Below are 21,932 nucleotides of genomic sequence, written 5' to 3' on the forward strand. Positions count from 1 at the left end.
GCGGCCGCTAGCCGCGCACCCCGTCTTCGAAGCTCGCCAGCGCCCATTCTGCAAACGTGGCGAGGTTCCCGCCGGTAAACAGGAAGGCGCCGACACCGGCCGCCTTGGCCGCCTCCATGTCGGTCTGCTTGTCACCGATCAGGAAGCTTGCCTCGCGATTGACCGGGAATTCCGCCATGGCGTGTAGCAGCATGCCGGGGCCGGGCTTGCGGTCGATGCTGGCGCGCCGGTACTGCGCAACTTCGCCTTCCTCATGCCAGGGGGCATGATAGATCCGGTCGATGGCGGTGCCGTGTGCCGCGAGTTCCTTTTCCATGAAGGCATGCAGTGTGCGCATATCGGCTTCGGTATAGAGGCCGCGGGCGATGCCGGACTGGTTGGTGACAACGAAAACGAACCAGCCGCGCGCCTTGAAATTCTTCACGCAATCGATGGCGCCGTCGATCCACTCGAAATCCTCGATCCGGCTGACATAGCCGCGGTCGACGTTCAGCACGCCGTCGCGGTCGAGGAAGAGGGCAGGGCGTCGATTGGTCATCGGTCAACGTCCATAAACGGTTCCGGCGGGCCCGGCCAGATGCCAAAGTTTCACTGGTGTCACCCGCCAATTTGGGGTTTTCTGCACACTCAGGGAGACCAGACCAGATAACCGGTCCCCTGCAAGGGAGGAGTCAAAATGGAACAATTCATACCCCTGATCCTGAGTGCGGTTGGCGGCGGGGCCCTCGGGCCGATCGTCGCAAAACTGCTCGGCGGAACCGGCACGGGCGGCCTGCTGGGCGGCGTGATCGGCGGGATCGGCGCGCATTACGGCGCCGATGCGGCCGGCATCGGAAACCTGCTCGGCAGCGGCATCATGAGCCATATCCAGGACCTGCTGGAAGGCGGTGTCGGCGGCGGCATCCTTGGCGTGGTCGCCGGCATGGTGATGAAGTCGAAATCCTGAAGCTGCGCCAGGGCGTCTACTCGGCCGGGGCGAGGTCTGCGACCTTGTCCCGGTTGGCGCGCACGCCCAGCATGAAGGGGACCAGCGCCACGGCCGTCAGGATCGACGCCAGCAGGAAGGCGGCGCCCGGGAAATAGACCGGCGCGCCGGGGGCCGAGAAGGCGTGCAGCGTCTGCGTCATCAGCAGCGGCGCGAGGATGATCGAGAACGCGTTGAGGCTGGCCGTGGCCCCCTGCAACTCGCCCTGCGCATTGCGCGGCGTGAGGCCGGACATGATCTGGTTCAACGACGGGCCGAACACGCCCCCGAGCGCGCTCAGCGGAATGATGGCATAGATCATCCAGCCATTCACCGCGAAGGCGAAGAGGGCGAGCGCGAAAATCGTGATCAGTATGCCGCCGAGCGCGGTCCTCAGGGGGCCGAAAGTGTTGATCGCCGGGCCAATCAGCACGACCTGCGTCACCGCAGACCCGATCCCGACCGCGGCCAGCGACAGGCCGATCTGGGCTTCCGACCAGTCATAGCGGATGTCGGCATAGAAGTTCCAGGTCGACGGAAAGACGCTATGGGCGAACTGGAAGATGCCGAAGGTCACGATGAACCAGGCGACTTTCGGGATTTTCGAGAAGTGTTTCACCGCGCCGAAGGGGTTGGCGCGCGCGATCCGGAATGGCCGTCGATCCTCACGCGCAAGCGATTCCGGCAGGACGAAATAGCCGTACAGGAAGTTGATCAGCGACAGCGCAGCCGCCCCGAAGAAGGGCAGGCGCGTGTCGATCGAGCCGAGAAAGCCACCAAGCGCCGGGCCGACGATGAAGCCGATGCCAAACGCCGCCCCGATCATCCCGAATGCCTTGCCGCGCTCTTCCGGTTCGGTGACGTCGGCGATGTAGGCATTGGCGGTTGAGAAGGTGGCAGATGAAATACCCGTCAGGGCACGCCCGACAAAGAGCAGCCAGACACTGTCGGCCAGCCCCATGATGATGAAATCCATGCCCAGCGTCGCAATCGAGACAAGCAGGACAGGACGCCGCCCGAACCGGTCGGACAGGTTGCCGATGGTCGGCATGGCCGCAAAATTCAGGAGGCCATAAGTCGCCATCAGATACCCGCCGATGACGATGGTTTCCTCGGCCGGATTGCCCGTCAGCTCCTCGAGCAGGGAGGGCATGACGGGAATGATGATGCCGAACCCGATCATGTCCATCGCCACGCAGACGATGACGAACAGGAAAGCATTCTTCCCATGTTTTCGAATGGCGGGTGCCTCGGTCATGGGCAAGCGACATGGCCGGGATCGGTTGGCGCGTCAATCGGTGATTGGGCGCGAGGTGCTGGACTTAGTCCTTCACGGCATCGAGACGCGACAGGCAGACGAGCCCTCAGGCCGCTTTGCGGCGTGACAGGCTGGCGATGCCGACGCCGCCCAGGATGAGCGCGGTGGCGATGGCAAACCGGATCGTCAGCGGCTCGGCGAGGAAGACCATGCCTCCGGCGGCCGCAATGGCGGGAACCGAGAGCTGGGCAATGCCGGCAAGGCTCGCGGTCAGCTCGCGCAGGGCGGCGTACCAGATGGCATAGCCGAGACCGGATGTGATCGCACCGGAGGCAAGCGCATAGCCAATGCCGGCCCAGCTTGGCGTCGCCTCGCCGGCAAGCATGAAGGCAGGCAGGCTGAGCGCAAGCACGATGACACCGGCCCGCAGGAAGTTGCCGGCGGTCTGTGCGGTTGGCTGGCCCTGGCCGCGCCCGCGCAGGGAGTAGATGCCCCAGGCGACGCCGGCAGCGGCCATCAGAGCTGCGCCTTCGAGCGGCGGTGCTTCCAGGCCCGGCAGCAGCAGCCAGACAAGGCCGGTAATGGCCAGCATGAACCCGGCCCAGCGCGCTGCCGACAGCCGCTCGCCAGAGACAAGCGCCCAGCCGATCATAGTGATCTGGACCAGCGCGAACAGGATCAGCGCGCCCGTCCCTGTGGCGAGTGTCAGATAGGCGATCGAAAAGGCGGCGGCATAGACAAAGAGCGCCGCTCCCGACGCCCAGCTGCCAGACCGGATCGCGCGCACCGGCGATGCGATCAGGCCCAGCACCACGGCGCCGGACACAATGCGGATGAGCGTGAAGGTCCACGGTCCCGCCTCGCCGGTCGCCATGGCAAGCCGCGCCAGGACGGAATTCGCCGCGAACGCCGTCATGGCGAGCGCGGTGACAAGGAAGAGGCGAAGCGTGGTCGGCATCACCCGCTGCGATGCCCCAGATTGCGGCGGGTGGCCAGAGCGGGTGTGCGCTGCTCATGGCAAGTCAATTGCGGCCAGGCGGCAAGCTCGTGTCGATTCAACCCTTAACAGGCCCGCCGACTTGCCCGATAGTCGCGCCGTGGCGTCTGCAGGATAAGGGGAAAAGCCATGACGGGTGTTCTTATCATCGGCGTGATTGCCGTGGCCGCGCTGATCGGCCTGATCGTCGTTTACAACCTTCTGGTCGGAAAGCGGCAGATGGTGCGTAATGGCTGGGCTGATATCGACGTGCAGCTGAAGCGCCGCGCCAACCTCATTCCGAGCCTGGTCGAGACCGTCAAAGGCTATGCCAAGCATGAGCGCCAGCTCTTCGAGGAGATCACCGAGAAGCGCGCAAAGGCGCAGCAGGCCGGTGATGACACGCGCGAGCGCGGCGCCGCCGAAAGCGCGCTGTCGCAGCCTGTCAGCAAGCTGATGGCGGTCGCCGAAGCCTATCCCGACCTCAAGGCGAGCGATAATTTCCGCCAGCTGCAGGATGAGCTGTCAGAGACCGAAACCAAGATCGAGATGGCGCGGCGCTTCTATAATGGCGCAGTACGCGAGATGAACACGCTGATCGAGAGCTTCCCGTCCAATCTCGTGGCCGGGCCCTTCGGCTTCAGACAGGCCGACTTCTTCGAGATCGAAACCTCTGACCGGGCGCTGCCGGGCGTCGACTTCGGGGGCGAGGCCTGATGGCGCGGCTGCTCTTCGTCCTCCTCGCCAGCCTGTGTGTTGCTTTCCCGGTCCTGGCCGAGGAGGTCATCAACCGGTTCGATGTCGGGATCGAGGTCGAGACCGATGGCGACATCATCCTGACCGAGACGATCACCGTGACGGCCGAGGGCAACCAGATCCGCCGCGGCATCTTCCGCGATCTGCCGCGCTATTTCGAGAGTGACGGCGACCGGCTGCGCTATGATTACAAGGTCCTGTCCATTCAGCGCAACGGCCAGCGTGAGCCCTATGAAACCAGCACGGAGGGCAATGCCTGGCGCATCCGGATCGGTGATGAGGACCATTTCCTGAGCCGGGGCGAACATGTCTACGTCATCCGCTACCGGGTGAAGAACCAGATCCGCTATTTCGAGGACTTCGACGAGATCTACTGGAACGTCACCGGCACGTACTGGAACTTCCCGATCCTTGTCGCGAGCGCGCGGGTCATCTTGCCCGAGGGCGCCCGGATGATCGAGCAGAATGGTTATACGGGCGGGCAGGGCGACACGGGCAGCGCCTACCGGTTCAGCCGTGACGGGCGCGCCTATATGTTCGAGACGACCGAGCCGCTGCGGGTCCGGGAGGGGCTGACCATCTCCCTGACGATGGACAAGGGCGTGATCGACCCGCCGAGCGCGGCCGACAAGACCGCCCTCTGGTGGCAACGCTATGGCGCGGTCGTCATCCTGCTGACCTCGCTGTGCGGGGTGTTCTACTTCCTCTACCGCTCCTGGCAGACGGTTGGTGTCGACCCGCCCAAGGGGCCGGTCTTTGCCCGCTACGAGCCGCCGATGGGCTATTCCCCGGCCGCCGTGCACCACATCTATCATCGCGGCTTTCACCAGCATGACGCGCTGATCGCGACGCTGGTCAATCTCGGCATCAAGGGCTTTGTCGAGATCGATGCCGAAGACAAGAAGAAGACGGTGCTGACGCCGAAGACTGCCGACGGCGAAACCTTGCCCATCGAGGAGCGGCTGCTCGACCGCAAGCTGCTCTCGCACGGGACGATGACGCTTGGCGACAAGTACAACAAGACGTTCACCACCGCCTATATGGCGTTCCGCAAGCGTGTTTCGGACCGATTCGGCTCGGCCTATTTCAAATGGAATGTCGGCTACACGATCTTCGCCGTGTTGCTGTCGGGCGCGGCGATTGCCTGGGCGATCATCCAGGCGCCGGGCTGGACGCTGGCGATGACGCTGCTGGTTGGGGCGCTGGTCATCCTGAACGGTGTTTTCATGTACCTGATGCCGGCGCCGACCCCGAAGGGCCAGGATGTCCGCACGGAGATTGAGGGCTTCAAGCTCTACCTGGAAAAGGCCGAGAAACTGCAGCTCAACGCCTTCGAGGTCGGCTCAGGCCAGGAGCCGCCAATGACGGTGGAGCGCTACGAGAAGTTCCTGCCCTATGCGATCGCGCTCGGCGTCGAAGAGCCATGGACGAAGCATTTCGAAAAGCTCCTGCCGGAAGAGGCAGCGGCCTATAATCCGGGCTGGAGCCATATGGGCCGGCACGGTTCCTTTGCCAGCATGAACAAGTCGATGGTCTCGACGATGAGTTCGGCGGTCACCAGCTCCATGCCGCAAAGCTCCAGCTCGTCCGGCTCGGGCGGTGGCGGCTTCTCCGGCGGCGGCGGTGGCGGCGGCGGCGGGGGCGGCTGGTAAAAACGCGCCTCTGCGGCAGGGCAGCCGAATGGTTCTCCTTGAGACGTTCGCGCATACGCCCGCGTGGTTCGACTTCGCTCACCATGCGGGCTCTGGAACGGCGAGGCTTGCGCCCCCTCCCCTCAGGGGAGGGTCGGGGTGGGGCCGCTCAGAATTCCCCGTGCCGACCCTTGCCGGATGAGAAGGCCGTTGCGCCCTTGGCCGTCTCGCCGGAGCGGATGACGTCCATGCCGCCGGAAATCTCGGCCATCAGGGCGGTCTTCTCGTCGAGGCTCCACTGGTCGAGCGCCGAACGACGGTCGGCCCGCATGCAGAGCTGCGGGAAGCCGGCGATCTGGCTTGCCAGTGCCTTTGCGGCCTTGAGCGCACCGCCCGCCTCGGCCCGCCGGTTGGCGAGGCCCATCGCCATCGCCTCGTCGGGGGCGACCTCCCGGCCGGTCAGGATCATGTCCATCGCATGCGAGTGGCCGATGAGGCGCGGCAGGCGGACGGTTCCGCCATCGATCAGCGGTACACCGAAGCGCCGGCAGAAGACGCCGAAACGCGCCGTCTCGGAGATGACCCGCAGGTCGCACCAGAGCGCCAGCTCCAGTCCGCCTGCCACGGCGTAGCCCTCAACCGCCGCAATGACAGGCTTGCCGAGGCTTAACCGCGTCGGCCCCATCGGCCCCATATCGCCGCGCGCGGTGGTGACGTTGCCATTGCCCTCGGAGACGGCTTTCAGGTCCGCCCCGGCGCAGAAATTTCCCGCCGCGCCGGTCAGGATGGCGACCGAAAGCACCCCGTCGTCATTGAAAGCGTTGAAGGCGTCATAGAGCGCCTGCGCCGTGTCGCGGTCGACCGCATTGCGGGCCGCCGGCCGGTTTATGGTAACGGTGAAGATGTCGCCATCGCGCGCAGTCAGGACGGTATCGGCCATCTCAGTTCACATCCGCGCGGGCCTCTTCCGGCACATGCTTGCCGAGGAAGGGGACGATCCGGTTGAGCAGGACAGGCACCATCTTCTCCGGCAGGTCATGGCCCCATTTCTCGATGATCTCGATCTCGGCGCCGGGGATGCGCTCGGCAATGTCCTGGCCGGCGGCGGGACGAATCAGGGGGTCTTGCGCGCCGTGCAGGACGAGGGTGGGGTGCGAGACGCCGGCCAGCCGTTCGTGCCAGCGCGGCTGGGCGAGGATGGCGGCATATTGCCGGGCAACGCCCATCGGCCGGTCGGAGCGCTCGAACGCCCGGATGGCCATGGCTTTCACGGCCTCATCGGAATTGCGGACGGTTTCATGCGAGCCGATGACCCGGCGCGACTGAGCGGCAAGATCGCCGATGGCGTCGGCGTTGCGCACCTCCGGAACGGCTGTCAGCGCCTGCTGTGCTTCGGGCGTGGCTGGCGGAAGGGCCGGATCGCCTGACGTCGTCATGACGGGGATGAGGGTGCGCACGCGCTCTGGATGGTTGAGCGCCATCAGCTGGACAATCATGCCGCCCATGGAAAAGCCCATGACATCTGCCTTGTTGGCGCCGAGCGCCTGGACCAGTCCGGCCGCGTCGGCGGCCATGTCGTTGAGGATGTAGGGCACCTTCTCATGCATTGGCTCGCCGGCCATGACGCCCTTGACGATGTCGCGCGGGGCTGGCGGCACCTCATTGGTGAACTCGGTCGACAGGCCGATGTCGCGATTGTCGAAGATCACCACGCGGCGCCCGGCCTCCGCAAGGCCTTGCTTGAAGGCGTCCGGCCAGGTGATCATCTGCCCGGAAAAGCCGGAAACCAGCAGCAGCATCGGGTCGTCCGGCTTGCCGTATTCCTCGTATTCGATCTCGATTCCGTTGGCTTCGATGCGCGGCATATGTCTCTCCCTGTTTGTGCAACAGACTAGGCGTGTCAGCACAAAGCTCAAGCGCTCCAAGTGTGAGGCTATGTTCGGACGGAGACCTTGTTAGTCGTATTTCTGGATTAGGCGGATCCACACTCGCTCACTTGCCGAGCGATGTATGTGATCAGTTCGCGGAATTGGATTACGTTTTTTGCGCTCTCTGTAGCATTTCCTGAAACTTCTGCGCCTGCCGCTTTGGTTGCTCTTGAGCGCCCAATTCGACGGCGTCCCAGAATTTATCGAATTTCCGTAGATATTGGCTCTCCAACTCATCCACGACCAACGTGGAATGTTGCAGCACCAAATACAATGCAGCGATTACTTTGCCGGCTGCGGTCAAAGCATCTTCAACATCTGAGACCTTCGGTACGTCTGCTTTCGATTTGAGGGAATGAGCGAGCACCTTGTTTCGGTGACTTCTGATCGTTTTCAGGCTACGTGATGCGATAAATTCATCAATAAGTGTCAAAGTATAGATAAATTGGCCACAATATCGCAGCAACTCGACTTGACACGAGCGACCATGAATCAAATTGCCTGGATCAGCGAAGAATGCCTCGGCATTCTCCAGAAAAAGGTTGCGATGCTTTTCCATGTCCCGGCGCAACAGGCAAATGTTCAGCCGGTCGTCAGATACACTGTCTGTCAATCTACATATAGAAAGAATGCAATCACTAATTGACAGATTTTGAATAGCGTTGAACGAGAAACCAAGGTTCGCTTTGTTCACGATTTCATGGAGTGATCTTTTGGGGCTATCGAAAGGCCCATTGCTTGAAATGAACAGTGACCAGCTTTGGCGTGCTCTATAAAAATCACTGGCGCTTTGTTTCAGCGCTTTTTCTGTGCGCGTTTCCAGAGCTTGCTTTTGGGTCATCTACCTATTACCGGCTCAGCTCTTTCATCGCCTCTTCGAGGCCCTTGATGGTCAGCTCGAACATGCGTCCCGGTCCGATCAGCTCGTTGATGAGCTTGATCGAGCCGGTGTACTCCCAGGCGCCGGACTTGACCGGGTTCAGCCAGACAAGGTTCGGGAATTGCTGCACGATGCGCTGGATCCAGACACCGCCGGCTTCCTCGTTCCAGTGCTCGACCGAGCCGCCCGCATAGGTGATCTCATACGGGCTCATCGTGGCGTCGCCGACAATGATGACCTTGTAGTCCGAGGGGTATTTGTGCAGCACGTCCCAGGTCGGGATGCGCTCGTTCATGCGGCGGCGATTGTCCTTCCAGAGGCCTTCATACGGGCAGTTGTGGAAGTAGAAATATTCGAGGTTCTTGATCTCCGAACGCGCGGCCGAGAACAGCTCTTCCATGACCTTGACGTGCGGGTCCATCGAGCCGCCGACATCCATCAGCAGCAGCACCGAGACCGTGTTGCGCTTTTCCGGGCGCATCTCGATGTCGAGATAGCCCTGCTTGGCGGTGTTGCGGATGGTGGCATCGAGGTCGAGTTCCTCGTCGGCGCCCTCGCGCGCCCATTTGCGCAGCCGCTTCATCGCGACCTTGATGTTGCGCGTGCCCAGCTCGACGCTGTCATCGTAATTCTTGAATTCGCGCTTGTCCCAGACTTTTACGGCCCGGCGGTGGCGGGACTTTTCCTGCCCGATGCGCACGCCTTCGGGATTGTAGCCATTCGCGCCGAAGGGCGAGGTGCCGCCCGTACCGATCCATTTGTTGCCGCCCTCATGGCGCTTCTTCTGCTCTTCGAGGCGCTCTTTCAGCGTCTCCATCAGCTTCTCGAAGCCGCCCATCGCCTCGATCTCGTCCATCTCCTCCTTGGTGAGGAATTTCTCCGACATCTTGCGCAGCCACTCTTCCGGCAGGTCCTGCACGTCGACGGCGTCCTGCATGGTGTCGAGGCCCTTGAAGACGTGGGAGAAGACGCGGTCGAACTTGTCGAGGTTGCGCTCATCCTTCACCAGCGCGGCGCGGGAGAGATAGTAGAAGTCCTCGACGTCCATGCCGATGACATCCTTGTCCATCGCCTCGAGCAGTGTGAGGTATTCCTTGAGCGTGACGGGCACTTTCTGCTGACGCAGCTCGTTGAAGAATTTCATGAACATGGGCGGCGGCTCTCCATTCTCTGTGTCAGACAGTAGCGCGCGTCAGCCCTATGTCCAAGGGCTGACGCGGCGCAAGAGGGCGCGTGCTCTCGACTAATCAGCTGCCCTATTCACCAAATCTTGGGCCAATTCCAGTCTTTCGTCGAAAAGCGCCCACCTAGTGTCTTCCAATACCACTATTTTCTGATCCAATTTCTCAATTTCATCGCTGGGAAAAGGATCCGGCATTGTTTCGTAAAGTGTTAGTTGGCGTCGATATTTGTCGGCGATATCCTGTTCAGTTGACCAAGCCTGCGAAAATGAATCGTTCAGTTGCAAAACCAGATCAATCAGCTCTCGTTCTTGAGCCGTAGCACCAAGGCTCAGGTGGCTGTATTCGGATTTCATTTCTTCGTTTGCGGCCAAGCCAGCGGCTTTAGTATTCTGAAAGTTGTCCAGTTCAGCCTTAGATCGATCAATCAGCTGAAAGTAGCGGTCTACATCATCGTCGGAGCCGTAGTAAAATATGTGATCGAGTTCAAACAAGTTTGCGAACACGTTACTCTGGTGCTCCCAAGAACGAAGAATAAAAACATTCGGATGTTCTTCACCCAACATCGCAATATCCCCTCGCAGGGATAGGTTTGAGAGTTGGGTCACAATCCTAATCTTGTCGACCATGATCTCCGAATAGTACGCCTCAGTTTCAGCATCGAGAGACGGAGCACTTATGAAGAAATCATTGGTCGTATCGAACAGCGCCTCCAGCTGGCGAAACATGCCATCGAGTTCAGTTTCATACTGTTCAATTCTTGTTGCCCAACTAGATTCGCCATATTCTCGATTGACGATTTCACGTACTTGGCTTTTTGCGAAGCGCAGATTGCTCTTAAGTTTATCGCGCTTTCTAGTTACTTCGCTGAGGTAGGTGGACTTGGTAATCTCTCCTTGGTCAAGCGACACAAGAAGCGGAAGCAGCTCCTCCAACTCGTTAACAGTTGGAATTAGTTCATTCCAAACATCATTTATTTCAACAAATGCGCCAATTATTTTTTGTTGTTCGTTCGGATCAGATGGAAAACTCTGTCCCGAAGCCGGTGAACAAATTAGCAATGCTGAGGATATAACCAAAGCTGAGGCTCTTCGCACAAAACGAACCATTGAGAACTCCTGACCTTTCGATCAGCCTACACTCTTAGGTTGCAACATCAACTGGTGGATACGAAACCTAGTAGCGGTTCTTGATCAGCATCACCGCGCGGATTGCCTTCACCATTTCCGGCTCGAGGTGCATGTATTCCTCGATCTGCTTGAGGAAGGTTTCCTCGCCCTCGCGCAGCTGGCGGTCGGCCAGGACGATGTCGACGCAGTGGGCATAGACCGACAGGCGCATGTCGGCCGGCAGGGTGAGACAGGCTTCTCGCAGGCCTTCGTTCCGCTCGCCCATGCGCTCGTTCACCGTCTGGTTCACCGCGGCCATCTGCTGTGGGCTCAGCCGCTTCATCGTGCGTGAGCGTTTGACCAGCGCAGCGATCTCCTCGCGTTCCTCCGGGGCGATGCTGCCGTCGGAGAAGGCCGCTTCCAGCAGCAGGCACAAGAACGCCTCGGGGATCGTCCAGTCGGACTCGCCGCTCTCGTTGAACTCCTGCTCGAGCTTTTCGATATCGGGAAAGGCATTGCTGCCGGACTCGATCTCTTCGGCTTTGTCGAAGAGCATTTTGACATCACTCATGGCTCTGTTTCCTCAGCAATTTTCCGGGTCCGAACAAGGCGGTGGCGGATTGCGGGCTGGCCAGGAGGCGACCCATTCCACCCGGTCTTCAAGGACCTTGAGATAGGCTTCGAGTTCGTCTTCCACGCGGGACACCCAGTCGGTATCGTTTTCCGGCTCCGGGATTTCGCGGGCGCTCGCCGGCATGCGCTGGCGTTCCGGCTGGGCGATCAGGCGTTCTATCTCGGCCTTCTGCTCGGCAATCTGCTGTTCCAGTTCGGCCAGTCTACCATAAGACCCGAAATTCGCGACCTGGGCTTCGAGCGCGGCGATCTTTTCCTCATAGCTGGCGATCTGCTCCTGCTCCTGGTTCTCTTCGAACTCCTTGATCATGCCGGCCAGCCGGGCATTTTCTTCCTGCAGCGCGGCGATCTGCGAATTCGTCGTGCCCCCGCCGCCACCGCCGCTCGACGAGGATGCGAACCAGACGATGCCGCCGGCCACCGCGGCGGCGATGAAGGCGACGATGATCACACCGATCGCGGAAATCCCTCCGCCGGATGGCCCGCCATTATTGTGATGACCGGGCGGTTCCTGAACGGGTGTTGGAAACAGTGTGCGGTCTTCGTAAAGCGCCGGCGTGTGTCCGGGCGGCTGATTAGACATGGTCCCCTCCTGCTGAGCCTGAAGCTGTGACTCTCTGCATTCTGATCGTCGCGTAAATGGGTTTCAACCGGCGCCTCAGGTGCATAGTCGTGACCTGTAGAAATCGAGGAAGTCACGCGCGGCCGAATAGTCGGTGGACGTGATGCCATTGGCTTCGGGCAGGTAGAATGTGTAGTTGCCGCCGCAGGCTAGCGTCGCCTCCTTCAGGTAAAGGAGGATGGCGCGGGTCTTCACCGGCGGCAGGCTGTCCTCAAGCGGCCAGTCATAATCGGTGATGTGATCAGGACCGGTCACGTCGAGCGCGCGGTTGATATGGTCGCGCGCCGTGCGGCGGATCTGGGCGGCCGTGCTCGCGCCGGCATACTGCGCGCGGCGCATGTCGAACATGGCCTGCAGGAGAAGGCTGCCCGTGCTGGCCCCGAGGTCGCAGGTGCGGGCGTTGCGGCTGGCCGTCACGCTGGACCCGCCGCGATAGATCCGGGCAATGCAAAGCTCGCGCGGATAGTCCGGATTGGCCTTGTCGAGGTCGGCGGCCCGTTCGATATAGCCGATCGCCTGTTCGAGGTTCCCGCCGGGACGCGACGCACCGAGACGCGCCAGGGCGCCATAGGCTTCGGCTTTCAGCAGGTCGCTGCCTGTGGTCGAGGGTTGCACGACGCGCTTGAAGCCGGTCTCGGCGCCGTTCCAGTTCTCGTGCGCCATGTCGTGACGCGCCAGCTCCATATTGGCTTCGCCAGAAGCAGGCGCGGCATTCACGGCCTGCTGCAGCAGCGCCCGGACATCGCCCGGCCCGTAAATCGACATGCGCTCGCGGACATCGGCCTGTTCGAGCAGGGCCGCAGACAGCGCCTCGCCGGAGGCATTCTCCGATTGCAGGCGGGAGATACCGCGCGCGAAATTCTCGTCGGCACATTGCCAGTCGCGGCTCGCCTTGCACGAGCGGGCGAGCACAAGGAACGTCTCGGCGGAATCGGCGAGCTGGGCGGCCGCCTGATAGTCGGCAATCGCAGCCTGGGCGGATGTGCCGTTGAGGCTGGCGATGCGGCTGCGCGCGGCACCGCGGCCCATATAGGCCGCTGCTTTCTGGCTGGCCTGCGTGCTGAGCGCGAGGGCGTCGGAAAAGGCATTTTCGGCCCGGCCGAGCTGTGCGAGGTCGTTCGCCGCCGTGCCGCCGTCGAGATAGATCTGGCCAAGCCCGAGGGGGGCCTCGGCATTCGTCGGATCGGCATCGCGCGCGAGGTTGAAGTAGCGGATCGCCTGCACGACATCCGCCGCGCCGCCACGCTCAAGCGCGTCATGGGCAAGCCGTGTCGTCAGGCCTGCCAGGTTGGCGCGCGCCGTGGCCGGGGCCGGCCCGGCGAGCGGGCTGCTGGCGACCGTCTGATAGGCTCGGATCGCCGCTTCGCTGTCGCCCGGCCGGTTGCGCGCTTCATAGAGGTCTCCCAGCGCCAGGTGATAGCGGTCATAAAGCGGCTCGCGGCTGACACTCGCTAGCCGGGCGGCAATCGCCTCACCATCGGCCAGGTGGCCGATCGCCTTCGACAGGCAGTCGAGCCGGCTCGCGCAACGGTTCGAGAAGGATGATGTCGGTGACTGGGTGTAGGCCTCCGCCAGGCCCCGATAGGCATCTGCAGCCAGCATCAGCCGCTCCAGCTGGAACTGCCGGCGCTGGGCCAGCCAGTCGCGCTGGTCTTCCTCGGACAGGCCGTTCGGCGGCGTGGTCAGCCAGCGGTCGGACGTTGCCAGTTCGTTGAAGGAACGCTCGACCATGTCGGCAGCCGCGGCGCTGTCGCCGAGCACGTCATAGGCGTTGGCGGCGTGATAATAGGACAGCCCGGCTTCCCGGCCCAAAATGTCTGAATCGTCGGCGCGGTCACGGCACCGCCGCGCAACGTCTTCCGCCGTCCCTGACGGTGCCACCCATTCCGTGCATCCTGCTGATGCAGTCTGCGTCTGTGCCTGGACCGGCGCGCTCTCGCATGCCGAAAGTGCAATCGCAGACCCCGCCATAACCAGTCCCAGGAACCCGGACCTTGTTGGAAATCGAACCCTGATCAAAAGCGTCACCCCTGACTATTAACCATAATGGTTGTAACGGGCGGATCGTCCGCAGGTAAAGACGTTACCAAGCCGCAATGATCGCATTTTGTCGCGTGAGGGCTCGGAAGGGTTGCTTCTCTGTAGCCTGAAACTGCTGTGATTACAGCAGTTAAGCGGTCTAATTCGATCAGGGAAAGCCCCTTGAGAATTGTCGAATATTCCGGCCAGTCCGATTGGAAATCCGGGCCCCGCGCACAGAATTCAAGCACAGGCGCGACTGCGCTGGCGGAGCGCGGCGTTAATCATTGACGCTGCGGTGGATTGTCATGGAAGCGAAATGGCACACCCGAGAGGATTCGAACCTCTGACCCCCAGATTCGTAGTCTGGTGCTCTATCCAGCTGAGCTACGGGTGCTCCGTTTCGAGGGCGGACACATAGCGGCGCGCCGCGCCCGATGCAAGCGCTTATGCTGCACTCTTCTGATCTGCCTCATATACCCCGCGCGCAATGGCCCGGGCAAGGGTCGAGGCGGCAAGTTCACCGATCCGCGTGAGCTGTATCGGTGTTGGTTCCTCCAGCGCGACGCGGCCGGTGGAGAGCACGAACAGGGCGTCGCCATCGAAGGGAGCGAAGACGGGGCGGATGGCGCGCGCAAAGCCGGCCAGCGCGATCTGCGAGACCCGCTGCGCCTGCGCCGGCGTCAGGGCGACATCGGTTGCAATACAGGCAATGGTGGTGTTCTGGCCGGGCTGCGGGTTCATCTTGGCGTCGCCCCATTCCTCCGGATCGCACTCATAGTCGGCGCCCGGACGGTGCCCGCCAAATTCGCCATTGAGTTCGTAGGGCCAGGCCCAGAAGCTGGTCGTGCCGGGCATGAAGACAGAACCGAAGCAGTTGACCCCCGCAATCGCCCCGACGGTAAAGCCGTCATTCGTGCGCAGCGAGGCCGAGCCGAGCCCGCCGGCATGCGCGCCGGCATTGGCGCCGAGGCCGCAGCCGACATTGCCGAGCGGGAAACTCGCCGCGCGATTCTCGAAGGCTTCCTCGCCGAGCGCGCGATAGGGCGGGGCCTCGCCCCAGGCCTTGTTGCCGCCATTGGCGAGGTCATAGAGGATCGCAGACGGCACGATCGGCGTCTTGGGCACGCCCGGCAGGTCCTTCAGGCCATAGCCGCGCCCCATCGCGCCAAGCTTTGCCGTGACCCCGTCAGCGGCGGCGAGGCCGTAGGCGCTGCCGCCCGACAGGACGATCGCGTCGACCTGCTCGACCATGGTGTCGGCGCGCAGGAGGTCTGTCTCTCGGGTGCCGGGCCCGCCGCCAGCCACCGAACAGGCCGCCGTGGAGGGCTCATCCGCCACGATGACCGTTGTTCCGGTGAGGACGTCCCTGTCCTCGGCATTGCCCACGGTCAGGCCGGGGACATCGGTAATCAGGTTTCGCGGTCCGGGTCGTGACATGTGCAGTAAACCACCTTTACTTTGAGGATTGAATCCGGTCGGTAGCCTTGAACCACAGAACAGGAACGGCGCCCAAGCATGAAACAGCCTTTTTTCCTCTCCGCAGTGATTTCTCTTGCAGCGGCCGCCGCGTGCCAGCCCGCGCCTGAGGCACCGCCACCGGCCGAGAACACGGTTGCCGATGCCCCGGTCGAACCGGCAGAGGAGACGCGCAGCTGGACCAGGGGCGCGATGGTGGCGGCAGCCGATCCGCGCGCGGTGGAAGCTGGCCTCGAGATCCTGCAGGCGGGCGGCAACGCGATCGATGCGGCCATCGCCGTTCATACTGTCCTCGGCCTTGTCGAGCCGCAGAGCTCGGGCCTCGGCGGGGGCGGTTTCCTTGTCTATTACGATTTCCAGGATGACCGGCTGAGCGTCTATGACGGGCGCGAGACGGCGCCGGCGGCCGCCGATGAAAACCTGTTTGTCATTGACGGAGAGGTGCTGGATTTCGTCCCGGCCTGGCAATCGGGCCGCTCGCCGGGCGTGCCGGGCATCGTCTCCCTCTACAAGACCGCGCATGACGCCGAAGGGCAGGCCGACTGGGCAAGCGTGTTCCAGCCGGCCATCGACCTGGCGACGCAGGGCTTCGAAGTCTCGCCCCGGCTGGCGGGCTTCCTGGCCAATCCGCAGATCCGCGCGGCGACGCGCCTTGATGATCATGAGGCGAGCGCCGCCTATTTCTATCCGGATGGCGAGCCGCTTGCGACGGGCGCGGTGCGCACCAACCAGCCCTATGCCGACATATTGACGGCGGTGGCGAAAGAGGGCCCGGACGCCTTCTACAAGGGCGCCAACGCAGAAGCGATTGTCGCGACCGTGGCCGAGGAGCCGCTGCCCGGCGAAATGACGGTGGAGGATATTGCCAGCTATGAAGCCAAGGTCCGCCCGGCCTTGTGCGGCGACCATGACCGGATCCGCATCTGTTCGGCGCCGCCGCCGGCCTCGGGCGGTGTTACCCAGAACATGATCTACGGGCTCTACAACCGGGCCCTGCCGAACAATATGGACCTCGCTGAAGAGGACGTCCTGCTCGCCTGGGTCGAGGCCCAGCGGCTCGCCTATGCCGACCGCGACCATTACGTCGCCGATGCCGACTTCGTGAAAGTGCCGGCCGAGGACCTGATCAATCCGGACTATCTCGATGCTCGCGTGGGCCAGATGGCCCCGATGGATGCCACCCAGCAGCCCGGCGATCCCGGCGAAGTGCTGGGCCGCGGCCCGATGATCGGGATGTGGGGCCGCGACATGACCGAGGAGAAGGGCGGCACGACGCACATCTCCATCGTCGACCAGTATGGCAACGCCGTCTCTTTCACCGCCACCGTCGAGGCGCCCTTCGGCAATTCGCGCATGGTGAACGGCTACCTGCTCAACAATGAGCTGACGGACTTCTCCCGCCAGCCGCGCATCAATGGTAAGCTCGTCGCCAATGCGCCGGACGCTGGCAAGCGCCCGCGCTCATCGCTCTCGCCGAGCATTGTCTTCGACGAGAATGGCGACCTCCTGCTCGTTACCGGTTCGCCGGGCGGCAATTCCATCGTCGCCTATGTGTCGAAGACCATCATCGGCATCCTCGAATGGAACCTCTCCGTCCAGGAGGCGATCGACCTGCCGAACGTGATCGCGCGCGGCAAGGAGGTGCGGGTCGAGACCGGCGTGCCGAAGGGCCAGGAATGGGCCGATACGCTGTCGGCGATGGGCTATGAGGTGCAGGAGCGCGAAGGCGAGAATTCCGGGCTCAACACCATCCTTGTGCGCGATGACGGCCTCGAAGGCGGCTCCGACCGGCGCCGCGAGGGCGTTGCAAGAGGCTTCAGGCCCTAGGGCAGGACCAGCCGGAAACAGGTGCCTTCCGGGCCGGTCTCGATCAGTTCGAGATCGCCGCCCATGGACCGAGCGAGATCGCGCGAGAGTGCAAGGCCGAGGCCTGAGCCGTCGCGGCGGGACGAGGCGGCGAAAGGCTTGAACAGGTTTTCCAGCGTCTTGGCCGGCAGGCCAGGCCCCCTGTCGCAGATTTCGAGGCCCTTCTCGCATTGGCGGACCATGACCTCCCCATGACCGTCCTGGGCTTCGGCGGCATTGCGGATCAGGTTGGCGAGGATGCGGTGAAGATGGTCCGGATCGGCAGTCGCGTCGGTATGGTCCGGCACAGTATTTTCGAACCGTGTATCGGGCTGCTGGCTGAGCGCTTCCTGCGCCGCTTCTGTCGTGGCCTGATGCAGGTTCACCGTCTGCAGCCGCGGCTCCGGCGTATTGGACCGGCCATATTTCAGCGTCTCGCTGGCGAGCTTGATCGCCCGCTCCAGCGCCCGCTCGAGCCGGGGAACCGAGCGCTGTACGCGCGGGTCGTCCGAGGTTGAGAGCGCATCGGAGGCCAGCTGCGCGGTCGCTAGCGTGTTGCGCAGGTCGTGGTTGATCTTTGCTACCGCCTCGCCGAGCAGGGCGAGGCGTTCGCGCTGGCGCAGCGTGTCGGAGACGGCGCTCTCCATGTCGGCAAGGGCGTTCTGTGCCAGGCCGATCTCGTCGCGCCGCGGGGTGGGCGAGAGGCGTTTGGTCCAGGAGGCCGGGTCCTTCTGGAACTGGATGACAGACGCGGTGACCCGCTGCATCGGCCGCACGACCAGGAAGAAGAGCAGGAGGTAGATGATCCCGCCGGCGGTCAGCGAGATGAGTAGCGACAGGCCGAGGATGCGCCAGCCGAAGGCGATGAGGCCATGCTTCAGCGGGGATTCCGGGACGACGATTTCCAGCACACGCCCCGGCGCCGACCCCATGGCGCGGATGATCAGCATCCGGTCATCCGGCGCGCCCCATGTCGCAATCGTCTCGCCGATCGCGCCCAGCATGCCTTCTTCCATCAGGTCGATCTGCTTGGTCGGCCCATCGAGCGGCATGGTCGGCGGCAGGATCTGCTCGCGCATATCGTCGCTGAGCTCGGCAACGGCCAGCACTTCGGCGCGCTCCAGCAGCTCGTTGGACAGCTCTTCCGATACCATCCGGCTGGGGGCCGCTTCCAGTGAGAGGGCGGCGATGCGGGCGGCCTGGATGCGCTCGTTCAGCCAGTTCTGACGGTAGCTCGCCGCGCTTGGCAGGAAGACGACGAATTCGACGACGAGGATGGCGAAGATGGTGACAACGAACAGCCGTGCCGACAGGCTTTCAAACCAGCTGGATCGGCCGTTTCGCACGGAAGATGACGGGGCGTCAGACACGCCAGCCGGAATAGGTCAGAGAATGCGCTGAAGCAAGCTTACCAGCAGGCGGGCCGGTTTGCCGAACACAGCATCGGAGAAATGCGCGCTGGCCGCCCGCTTCACCACCTCGGTCCGGGTCGGATAGGGCGAGATGAAATTGGTCAGCGAAGTGAGCTTCATCTTGTTCGACATCGCATAGCCGACAAGCTGGATGATATCGCCTGCGCCCTCGCCAACGATGGACGCGCCGACCAGCTTGCCTTTCTTCAGGATGAGCTTGCATTCGCCCTCGGTCTTGCCCTCTGCGATGGCGCGGTCATTCTCGTCGAACGCAAAGCGCGTGACCTGGACCTTGTCGCCGAACCGCTCGCGCGCTTCGTGTTCGGTGAGGCCGACCTGGGCGACTTCCGGAGCCGTGTAGGTGACCGCCGGGAGCGGCAGCGAGGATGACGTCGAGCCCTGTTTGAAGAAGGCGCGGCGGACGAGCACCGAAGCGTGCCAGCCGGCAAGGTGGGTGAACTGGCCTTTGCCGGCCACATCGCCCACGGCCCAGACATGCTTGTTGGAAATCGATCGCAGCTTGTCCGACACCCTGATGCCATGCTGGTCGAAATCGACGTCGCCAGCCTCCAGGGCAAGACCGTCGGTCACCGGCTTGCGGCCGGTCGCGACGAGCAGGTGAGTGCCGCTGATGGTTTTCGTGCCGTCTTCGCCCTCGGCATCGACACTGACCTTGCCGGCGTCCTTCCAGACTTTCACGGCACGGTGCCTGTCGAGGATGGAGACGCCTTCCTTGCGCAGGGCCTCGGACGCGATCTCTGCATGCGCCTGGTCGGCGCGGGCGAGCACGCGGTCCATCTCTATGACCGTGACCTCCGAGCCCAGCCGGCGGAAGGCCTGCGCCATTTCCATGCCGATCGGGCCGCCGCCGAGGATGATCAAATGTGAGGGCAGGGACGGGACGGTGAAGATGGTCTCGTTCGTGAGGTAGTTCACATCGGCAAGGCCGGGCACGGGCGGGATGGCCGCGCGCGAGCCGGTCGCGATCACGATCCGTTTGGCCGAGACGGCGACGCTGGCCGAGGCAACCGTGTTCGGATTGGTGAAATGGGCGTGCTCGCGGATCACGGTCACACCGAGGCCTTCGAACCGCTCCCGGCTGTCGACGGGGGCAATCGTGTCGATCGTCTTGCGGATATGCGCCTTGACCGCCTCCCAGTCGGTGACCGGTTCGCCGGACATGACGCCGTAGGCGCTGCTTTCGCGGGCGGCCGCGGCGTACTTGGCCGCCGACAGGAGCGCCTTGGACGGCACGCATCCGCTGTTCAGGCAATCCCCGCCCATCTCGCCCTTTTCAAAGAGCACCACATCGAGGCCCAGCATCGCAGCACCGGCTGCCGCCGAAAGACCGCCGGACCCGGCGCCGATGACGACCAGGTCTGCCTTGCGCTTCTCCGGTGGTTGCCCGGCGCTGCCCGGTACAGCTGGGATTCCTGCGATGTCCTCTTTCATTGTGCTGCTTCCTCAAGCCGGGCCGCCTTGCGGCCAGCTATTTTCTTGTAGGCGACCGGCAAAAGGGCCACGACGCCAAGGGCGAGAAGCGCGGGGAAGAAATTCTTCACCACATCGAACAGGTTCTCTGTCTCGCCGGCATCGAAGGTCGCACCGAGGCTCGCCCCGATCCATGTATAGGCCACAACGCCCGGAATGATCCCAAGTGCCGTGGTGACTGCATAATCCCTGTAGCGCGCGCCGAGCAGGGCCGGGGCGATGTTCGCCACGGGGAAGGGGACGACCGGCATCAGGCGCAGGGCGAACATGTAGGAGATGGCATTCTCCCGGAAGCCAGCTTCCATCCGCTTCACGAACCGGCCGGCGCGTTCGCGGAAGGCGGCACCGATTGAGGTTCGCGCAGCGAAGAACAGCGTGCTCGCGCCGAGAGTCGCACCTGCGACGGTGACCGCCGAGCCGCCAATGAGGCCGAACAGCAGCCCGCCCGAAATGGTGATCCAGAGCGCGCCGGGCAGCATGAACACGGTCGCGGCGGCATAGATGAGGATATAGGCCAGCACGGCAATGATCAGGTTGTCGGCGACGAAGGCCTGTAGCGTCTCGTTCTGTTCGCGCAGCGTGTCGATCGACAGGTAGCTGAACAGGCCGAACTGCCAGGCTGCGACGAGGCCGAGCGCGATGACATAGACCGGCCAGAGGCGGATCCAGATCGAGGTCGAGGGTTTCTTGTCCGCCTGCGTGGTGACGTCTGCCGATTCGGAGTTGTTTGTTTCTGAGGGCATTTGGGCCCGTTCCTTCCTGTCGCCAGTGGCCGTGTTGCTTGCGGCCGTCTTATTTCGAGGTGTCGTTGAGCGACCAGTCATAGTCATGGTCGCGGATGTCTGGGTTTGCCCGGATCTTTTCCGCCAGTGCCGGGCCTGCATAGCTCAGCAGATGCGCGATCACGGCCTCTTCGCTGCCGCCGAAATCGGCTTCGAACCAGTCATAGATGGACGAAACGCGCAGGCCATTCTTGAGGACGCTCACGCCGCGCGGATGGTTGATGTAGTCGCGGGCGGCCTCATCGAGGTCTGCGTTCAGCGTTTCGGCCTGCCACGGTTCAACGCGCAAATTCGGGCAGCCATAGGAGGCGCAATTGATCGCATAGTGCAGGCGCGGATCGTCGGCCCATTGCTGGCGCAGGACGCCATGTTCGATCCCGTCGAGGGAGATCTCCTCGCCATCCGCGATCACCTTGATCTTCTTCCATGGCCCGCGCGAGTACCAGGGCTTGATCGTGGAGAGGGGATATTCCTCGACGATGTAGCGAACCGTGACCGCATTGTAGAGATTGGCCCAGGCGGCGAACTGTTCGTCGCGCGTCAGGGCATCGAAATCGAGATCGGCATATTGCGCGATATAGGTGTCGAGGGCGTCACGGTCGGCCTGGTTGGCCTTTAGGGCGGCGTAATCCACCCGGTTCACGCCGTCGGCGCCAGGCTCGACATAGGTCTCCAGCAGCGCGCCCCATGGCGCGTGGGAGATGCTGGTCGATTTGGCCATGGCCAAGGGTGCGCCTGCCAGGAGGACGATGGCGGACAGGATTGTGCGGACAAGGCTTGATGCGCGGGGGAGGACTGTGTTCATGGCCGCGATATAGCCCTAAGCGGGCAGTCTTACACGTCACGACCCGCGAAAGCGCCATCACAGTCGCGTGAGCCGCATCTCACGCACATCGCAGCCTTGACCATGCCGCCCTGTGGCTGTATCAGCCGCGGTTTCCGATTTCGGTCAATCACAAGATCAAG

At 62.9% G+C, this 21,932-nt stretch carries 20 protein-coding genes and 1 tRNA gene; 4 read left to right on the top strand and 17 right to left on the bottom strand.

What is annotated here, in order from left to right; all coding sequences use genetic code 11:
* Positions 1-7 precede the first annotated feature (7 nt).
* Positions 8-538 carry a D-glycero-alpha-D-manno-heptose-1,7-bisphosphate 7-phosphatase gene (locus tag D1227_RS09315; protein WP_119377668.1) on the bottom strand — a complete coding sequence of 177 codons (531 nt, stop codon included), beginning with the start codon at positions 536-538 and terminating at the stop codon, positions 8-10.
* Positions 539-676: 138 nt separating this feature from the next.
* Here D1227_RS09315 and D1227_RS09320 point away from each other — a divergent pair, with 138 nt between their 5' ends.
* Positions 677-946: a hypothetical protein gene (locus D1227_RS09320; protein ID WP_119377667.1), complete on the top strand. Its 270-nt coding sequence runs from the start codon at positions 677-679 to the stop codon at positions 944-946.
* Positions 947-962: 16 nt separating this feature from the next.
* Here D1227_RS09320 and D1227_RS09325 read toward each other — a convergent pair whose 3' ends face one another.
* A complete protein-coding gene (locus tag D1227_RS09325; RefSeq protein ID WP_119404573.1) occupies positions 963-2,222 on the bottom strand; it encodes a TCR/Tet family MFS transporter in 1,260 nt (419 codons plus the stop codon).
* Between the two features lie 106 nt (positions 2,223-2,328).
* Positions 2,329-3,180 (bottom strand): DMT family transporter, encoded by an 852-nt coding sequence (locus D1227_RS09330; protein ID WP_119377665.1) that lies wholly within the window; start codon positions 3,178-3,180, stop codon positions 2,329-2,331.
* A gap of 168 nt (positions 3,181-3,348) precedes the next feature.
* On the opposite strand from D1227_RS09330, the gene D1227_RS09335 reads away from it, so the two are divergent.
* Positions 3,349-3,915 (top strand): LemA family protein, encoded by a 567-nt coding sequence (locus tag D1227_RS09335; protein WP_119377664.1) that lies wholly within the window; start codon positions 3,349-3,351, stop codon positions 3,913-3,915.
* Positions 3,915-5,606 (top strand): DUF2207 domain-containing protein, encoded by a 1,692-nt coding sequence (locus D1227_RS09340; RefSeq protein WP_119377663.1) that lies wholly within the window; start codon positions 3,915-3,917, stop codon positions 5,604-5,606. Before D1227_RS09335 ends, D1227_RS09340 begins: the two co-directional genes overlap by 1 nt.
* A gap of 148 nt (positions 5,607-5,754) precedes the next feature.
* Here the strand turns inward: D1227_RS09340 and D1227_RS09345 are convergent, their stop codons facing one another.
* The 10 genes from D1227_RS09345 to D1227_RS09390 all read right to left on the bottom strand — a co-directional run bounded on the left by D1227_RS09345 (position 5,755) and on the right by D1227_RS09390 (position 15,397).
* Complete coding sequence (locus D1227_RS09345) at positions 5,755-6,525, bottom strand: crotonase/enoyl-CoA hydratase family protein (RefSeq protein WP_119377662.1); 771 nt, start codon at positions 6,523-6,525, stop codon at positions 5,755-5,757.
* 1 nt (position 6,526) lies between these two features.
* Positions 6,527-7,450, bottom strand: a complete 924-nt coding sequence (locus tag D1227_RS09350) for an alpha/beta fold hydrolase (RefSeq protein ID WP_119377661.1) — start codon at positions 7,448-7,450, stop codon at positions 6,527-6,529.
* A 169-nt stretch (positions 7,451-7,619) separates the two neighbouring features.
* Positions 7,620-8,354, bottom strand: coding sequence for an AbiU2 domain-containing protein (locus tag D1227_RS09355; RefSeq protein ID WP_119377660.1), 735 nt, complete (start codon positions 8,352-8,354; stop codon positions 7,620-7,622).
* A 7-nt stretch (positions 8,355-8,361) separates the two neighbouring features.
* A complete protein-coding gene (locus D1227_RS09360; protein WP_119377659.1) occupies positions 8,362-9,543 on the bottom strand; it encodes a vWA domain-containing protein in 1,182 nt (393 codons plus the stop codon).
* 93 nt (positions 9,544-9,636) lie between these two features.
* The gene (locus D1227_RS09365; protein ID WP_147372895.1) at positions 9,637-10,683 is read right to left on the bottom strand and encodes a hypothetical protein; all 1,047 of its coding nucleotides are present in this window, start codon (positions 10,681-10,683) and stop codon (positions 9,637-9,639) included.
* A gap of 67 nt (positions 10,684-10,750) precedes the next feature.
* A complete protein-coding gene (locus D1227_RS09370) occupies positions 10,751-11,254 on the bottom strand; it encodes a tellurite resistance TerB family protein (protein WP_119377657.1) in 504 nt (167 codons plus the stop codon).
* Positions 11,255-11,266: 12 nt separating this feature from the next.
* Entirely contained in the window at positions 11,267-11,899 is a 633-nt protein-coding gene (locus tag D1227_RS09375) for an ABC transporter C-terminal domain-containing protein (protein WP_119377656.1), read from the bottom strand.
* A gap of 75 nt (positions 11,900-11,974) precedes the next feature.
* Entirely contained in the window at positions 11,975-13,819 is a 1,845-nt protein-coding gene (locus tag D1227_RS09380; RefSeq protein ID WP_119377655.1) for a tetratricopeptide repeat protein, read from the bottom strand.
* Between the two features lie 458 nt (positions 13,820-14,277).
* Positions 14,278-14,354, bottom strand: a tRNA-Arg gene (locus D1227_RS09385).
* A gap of 50 nt (positions 14,355-14,404) precedes the next feature.
* Positions 14,405-15,397 (bottom strand): P1 family peptidase, encoded by a 993-nt coding sequence (locus D1227_RS09390; RefSeq protein ID WP_119377654.1) that lies wholly within the window; start codon positions 15,395-15,397, stop codon positions 14,405-14,407.
* A gap of 78 nt (positions 15,398-15,475) precedes the next feature.
* Here D1227_RS09390 and ggt point away from each other — a divergent pair, with 78 nt between their 5' ends.
* Positions 15,476-17,263 carry a gamma-glutamyltransferase gene (gene ggt, locus D1227_RS09395; RefSeq protein ID WP_119377653.1) on the top strand — a complete coding sequence of 596 codons (1,788 nt, stop codon included), beginning with the start codon at positions 15,476-15,478 and terminating at the stop codon, positions 17,261-17,263.
* Here the strand turns inward: ggt and D1227_RS09400 are convergent.
* The 4 genes from D1227_RS09400 to D1227_RS09415 are packed head-to-tail and all read right to left on the bottom strand — an operon-like array spanning position 17,260 to position 21,771.
* The gene (locus D1227_RS09400) at positions 17,260-18,627 is read right to left on the bottom strand and encodes a sensor histidine kinase (protein WP_199288230.1); all 1,368 of its coding nucleotides are present in this window, start codon (positions 18,625-18,627) and stop codon (positions 17,260-17,262) included. The genes ggt and D1227_RS09400 overlap by 4 nt on opposite strands.
* Positions 18,628-18,666: 39 nt before the next feature.
* Complete coding sequence (locus D1227_RS09405) at positions 18,667-20,145, bottom strand: dihydrolipoyl dehydrogenase family protein (protein WP_119377652.1); 1,479 nt, start codon at positions 20,143-20,145, stop codon at positions 18,667-18,669.
* Positions 20,142-20,927 (bottom strand): TVP38/TMEM64 family protein, encoded by a 786-nt coding sequence (locus D1227_RS09410; protein WP_119377651.1) that lies wholly within the window; start codon positions 20,925-20,927, stop codon positions 20,142-20,144. The genes D1227_RS09405 and D1227_RS09410 overlap by 4 nt, the downstream gene beginning before the upstream one ends.
* Positions 20,928-20,976: 49 nt before the next feature.
* A complete protein-coding gene (locus D1227_RS09415) occupies positions 20,977-21,771 on the bottom strand; it encodes a DUF547 domain-containing protein (protein WP_119377650.1) in 795 nt (264 codons plus the stop codon).
* Positions 21,772-21,932: the final 161 nt, after the last annotated feature.

It is taken from the genome of Henriciella mobilis (assembly GCF_003576315.1).
Lineage (GTDB): Bacteria > Pseudomonadota > Alphaproteobacteria > Caulobacterales > Hyphomonadaceae > Henriciella > Henriciella mobilis.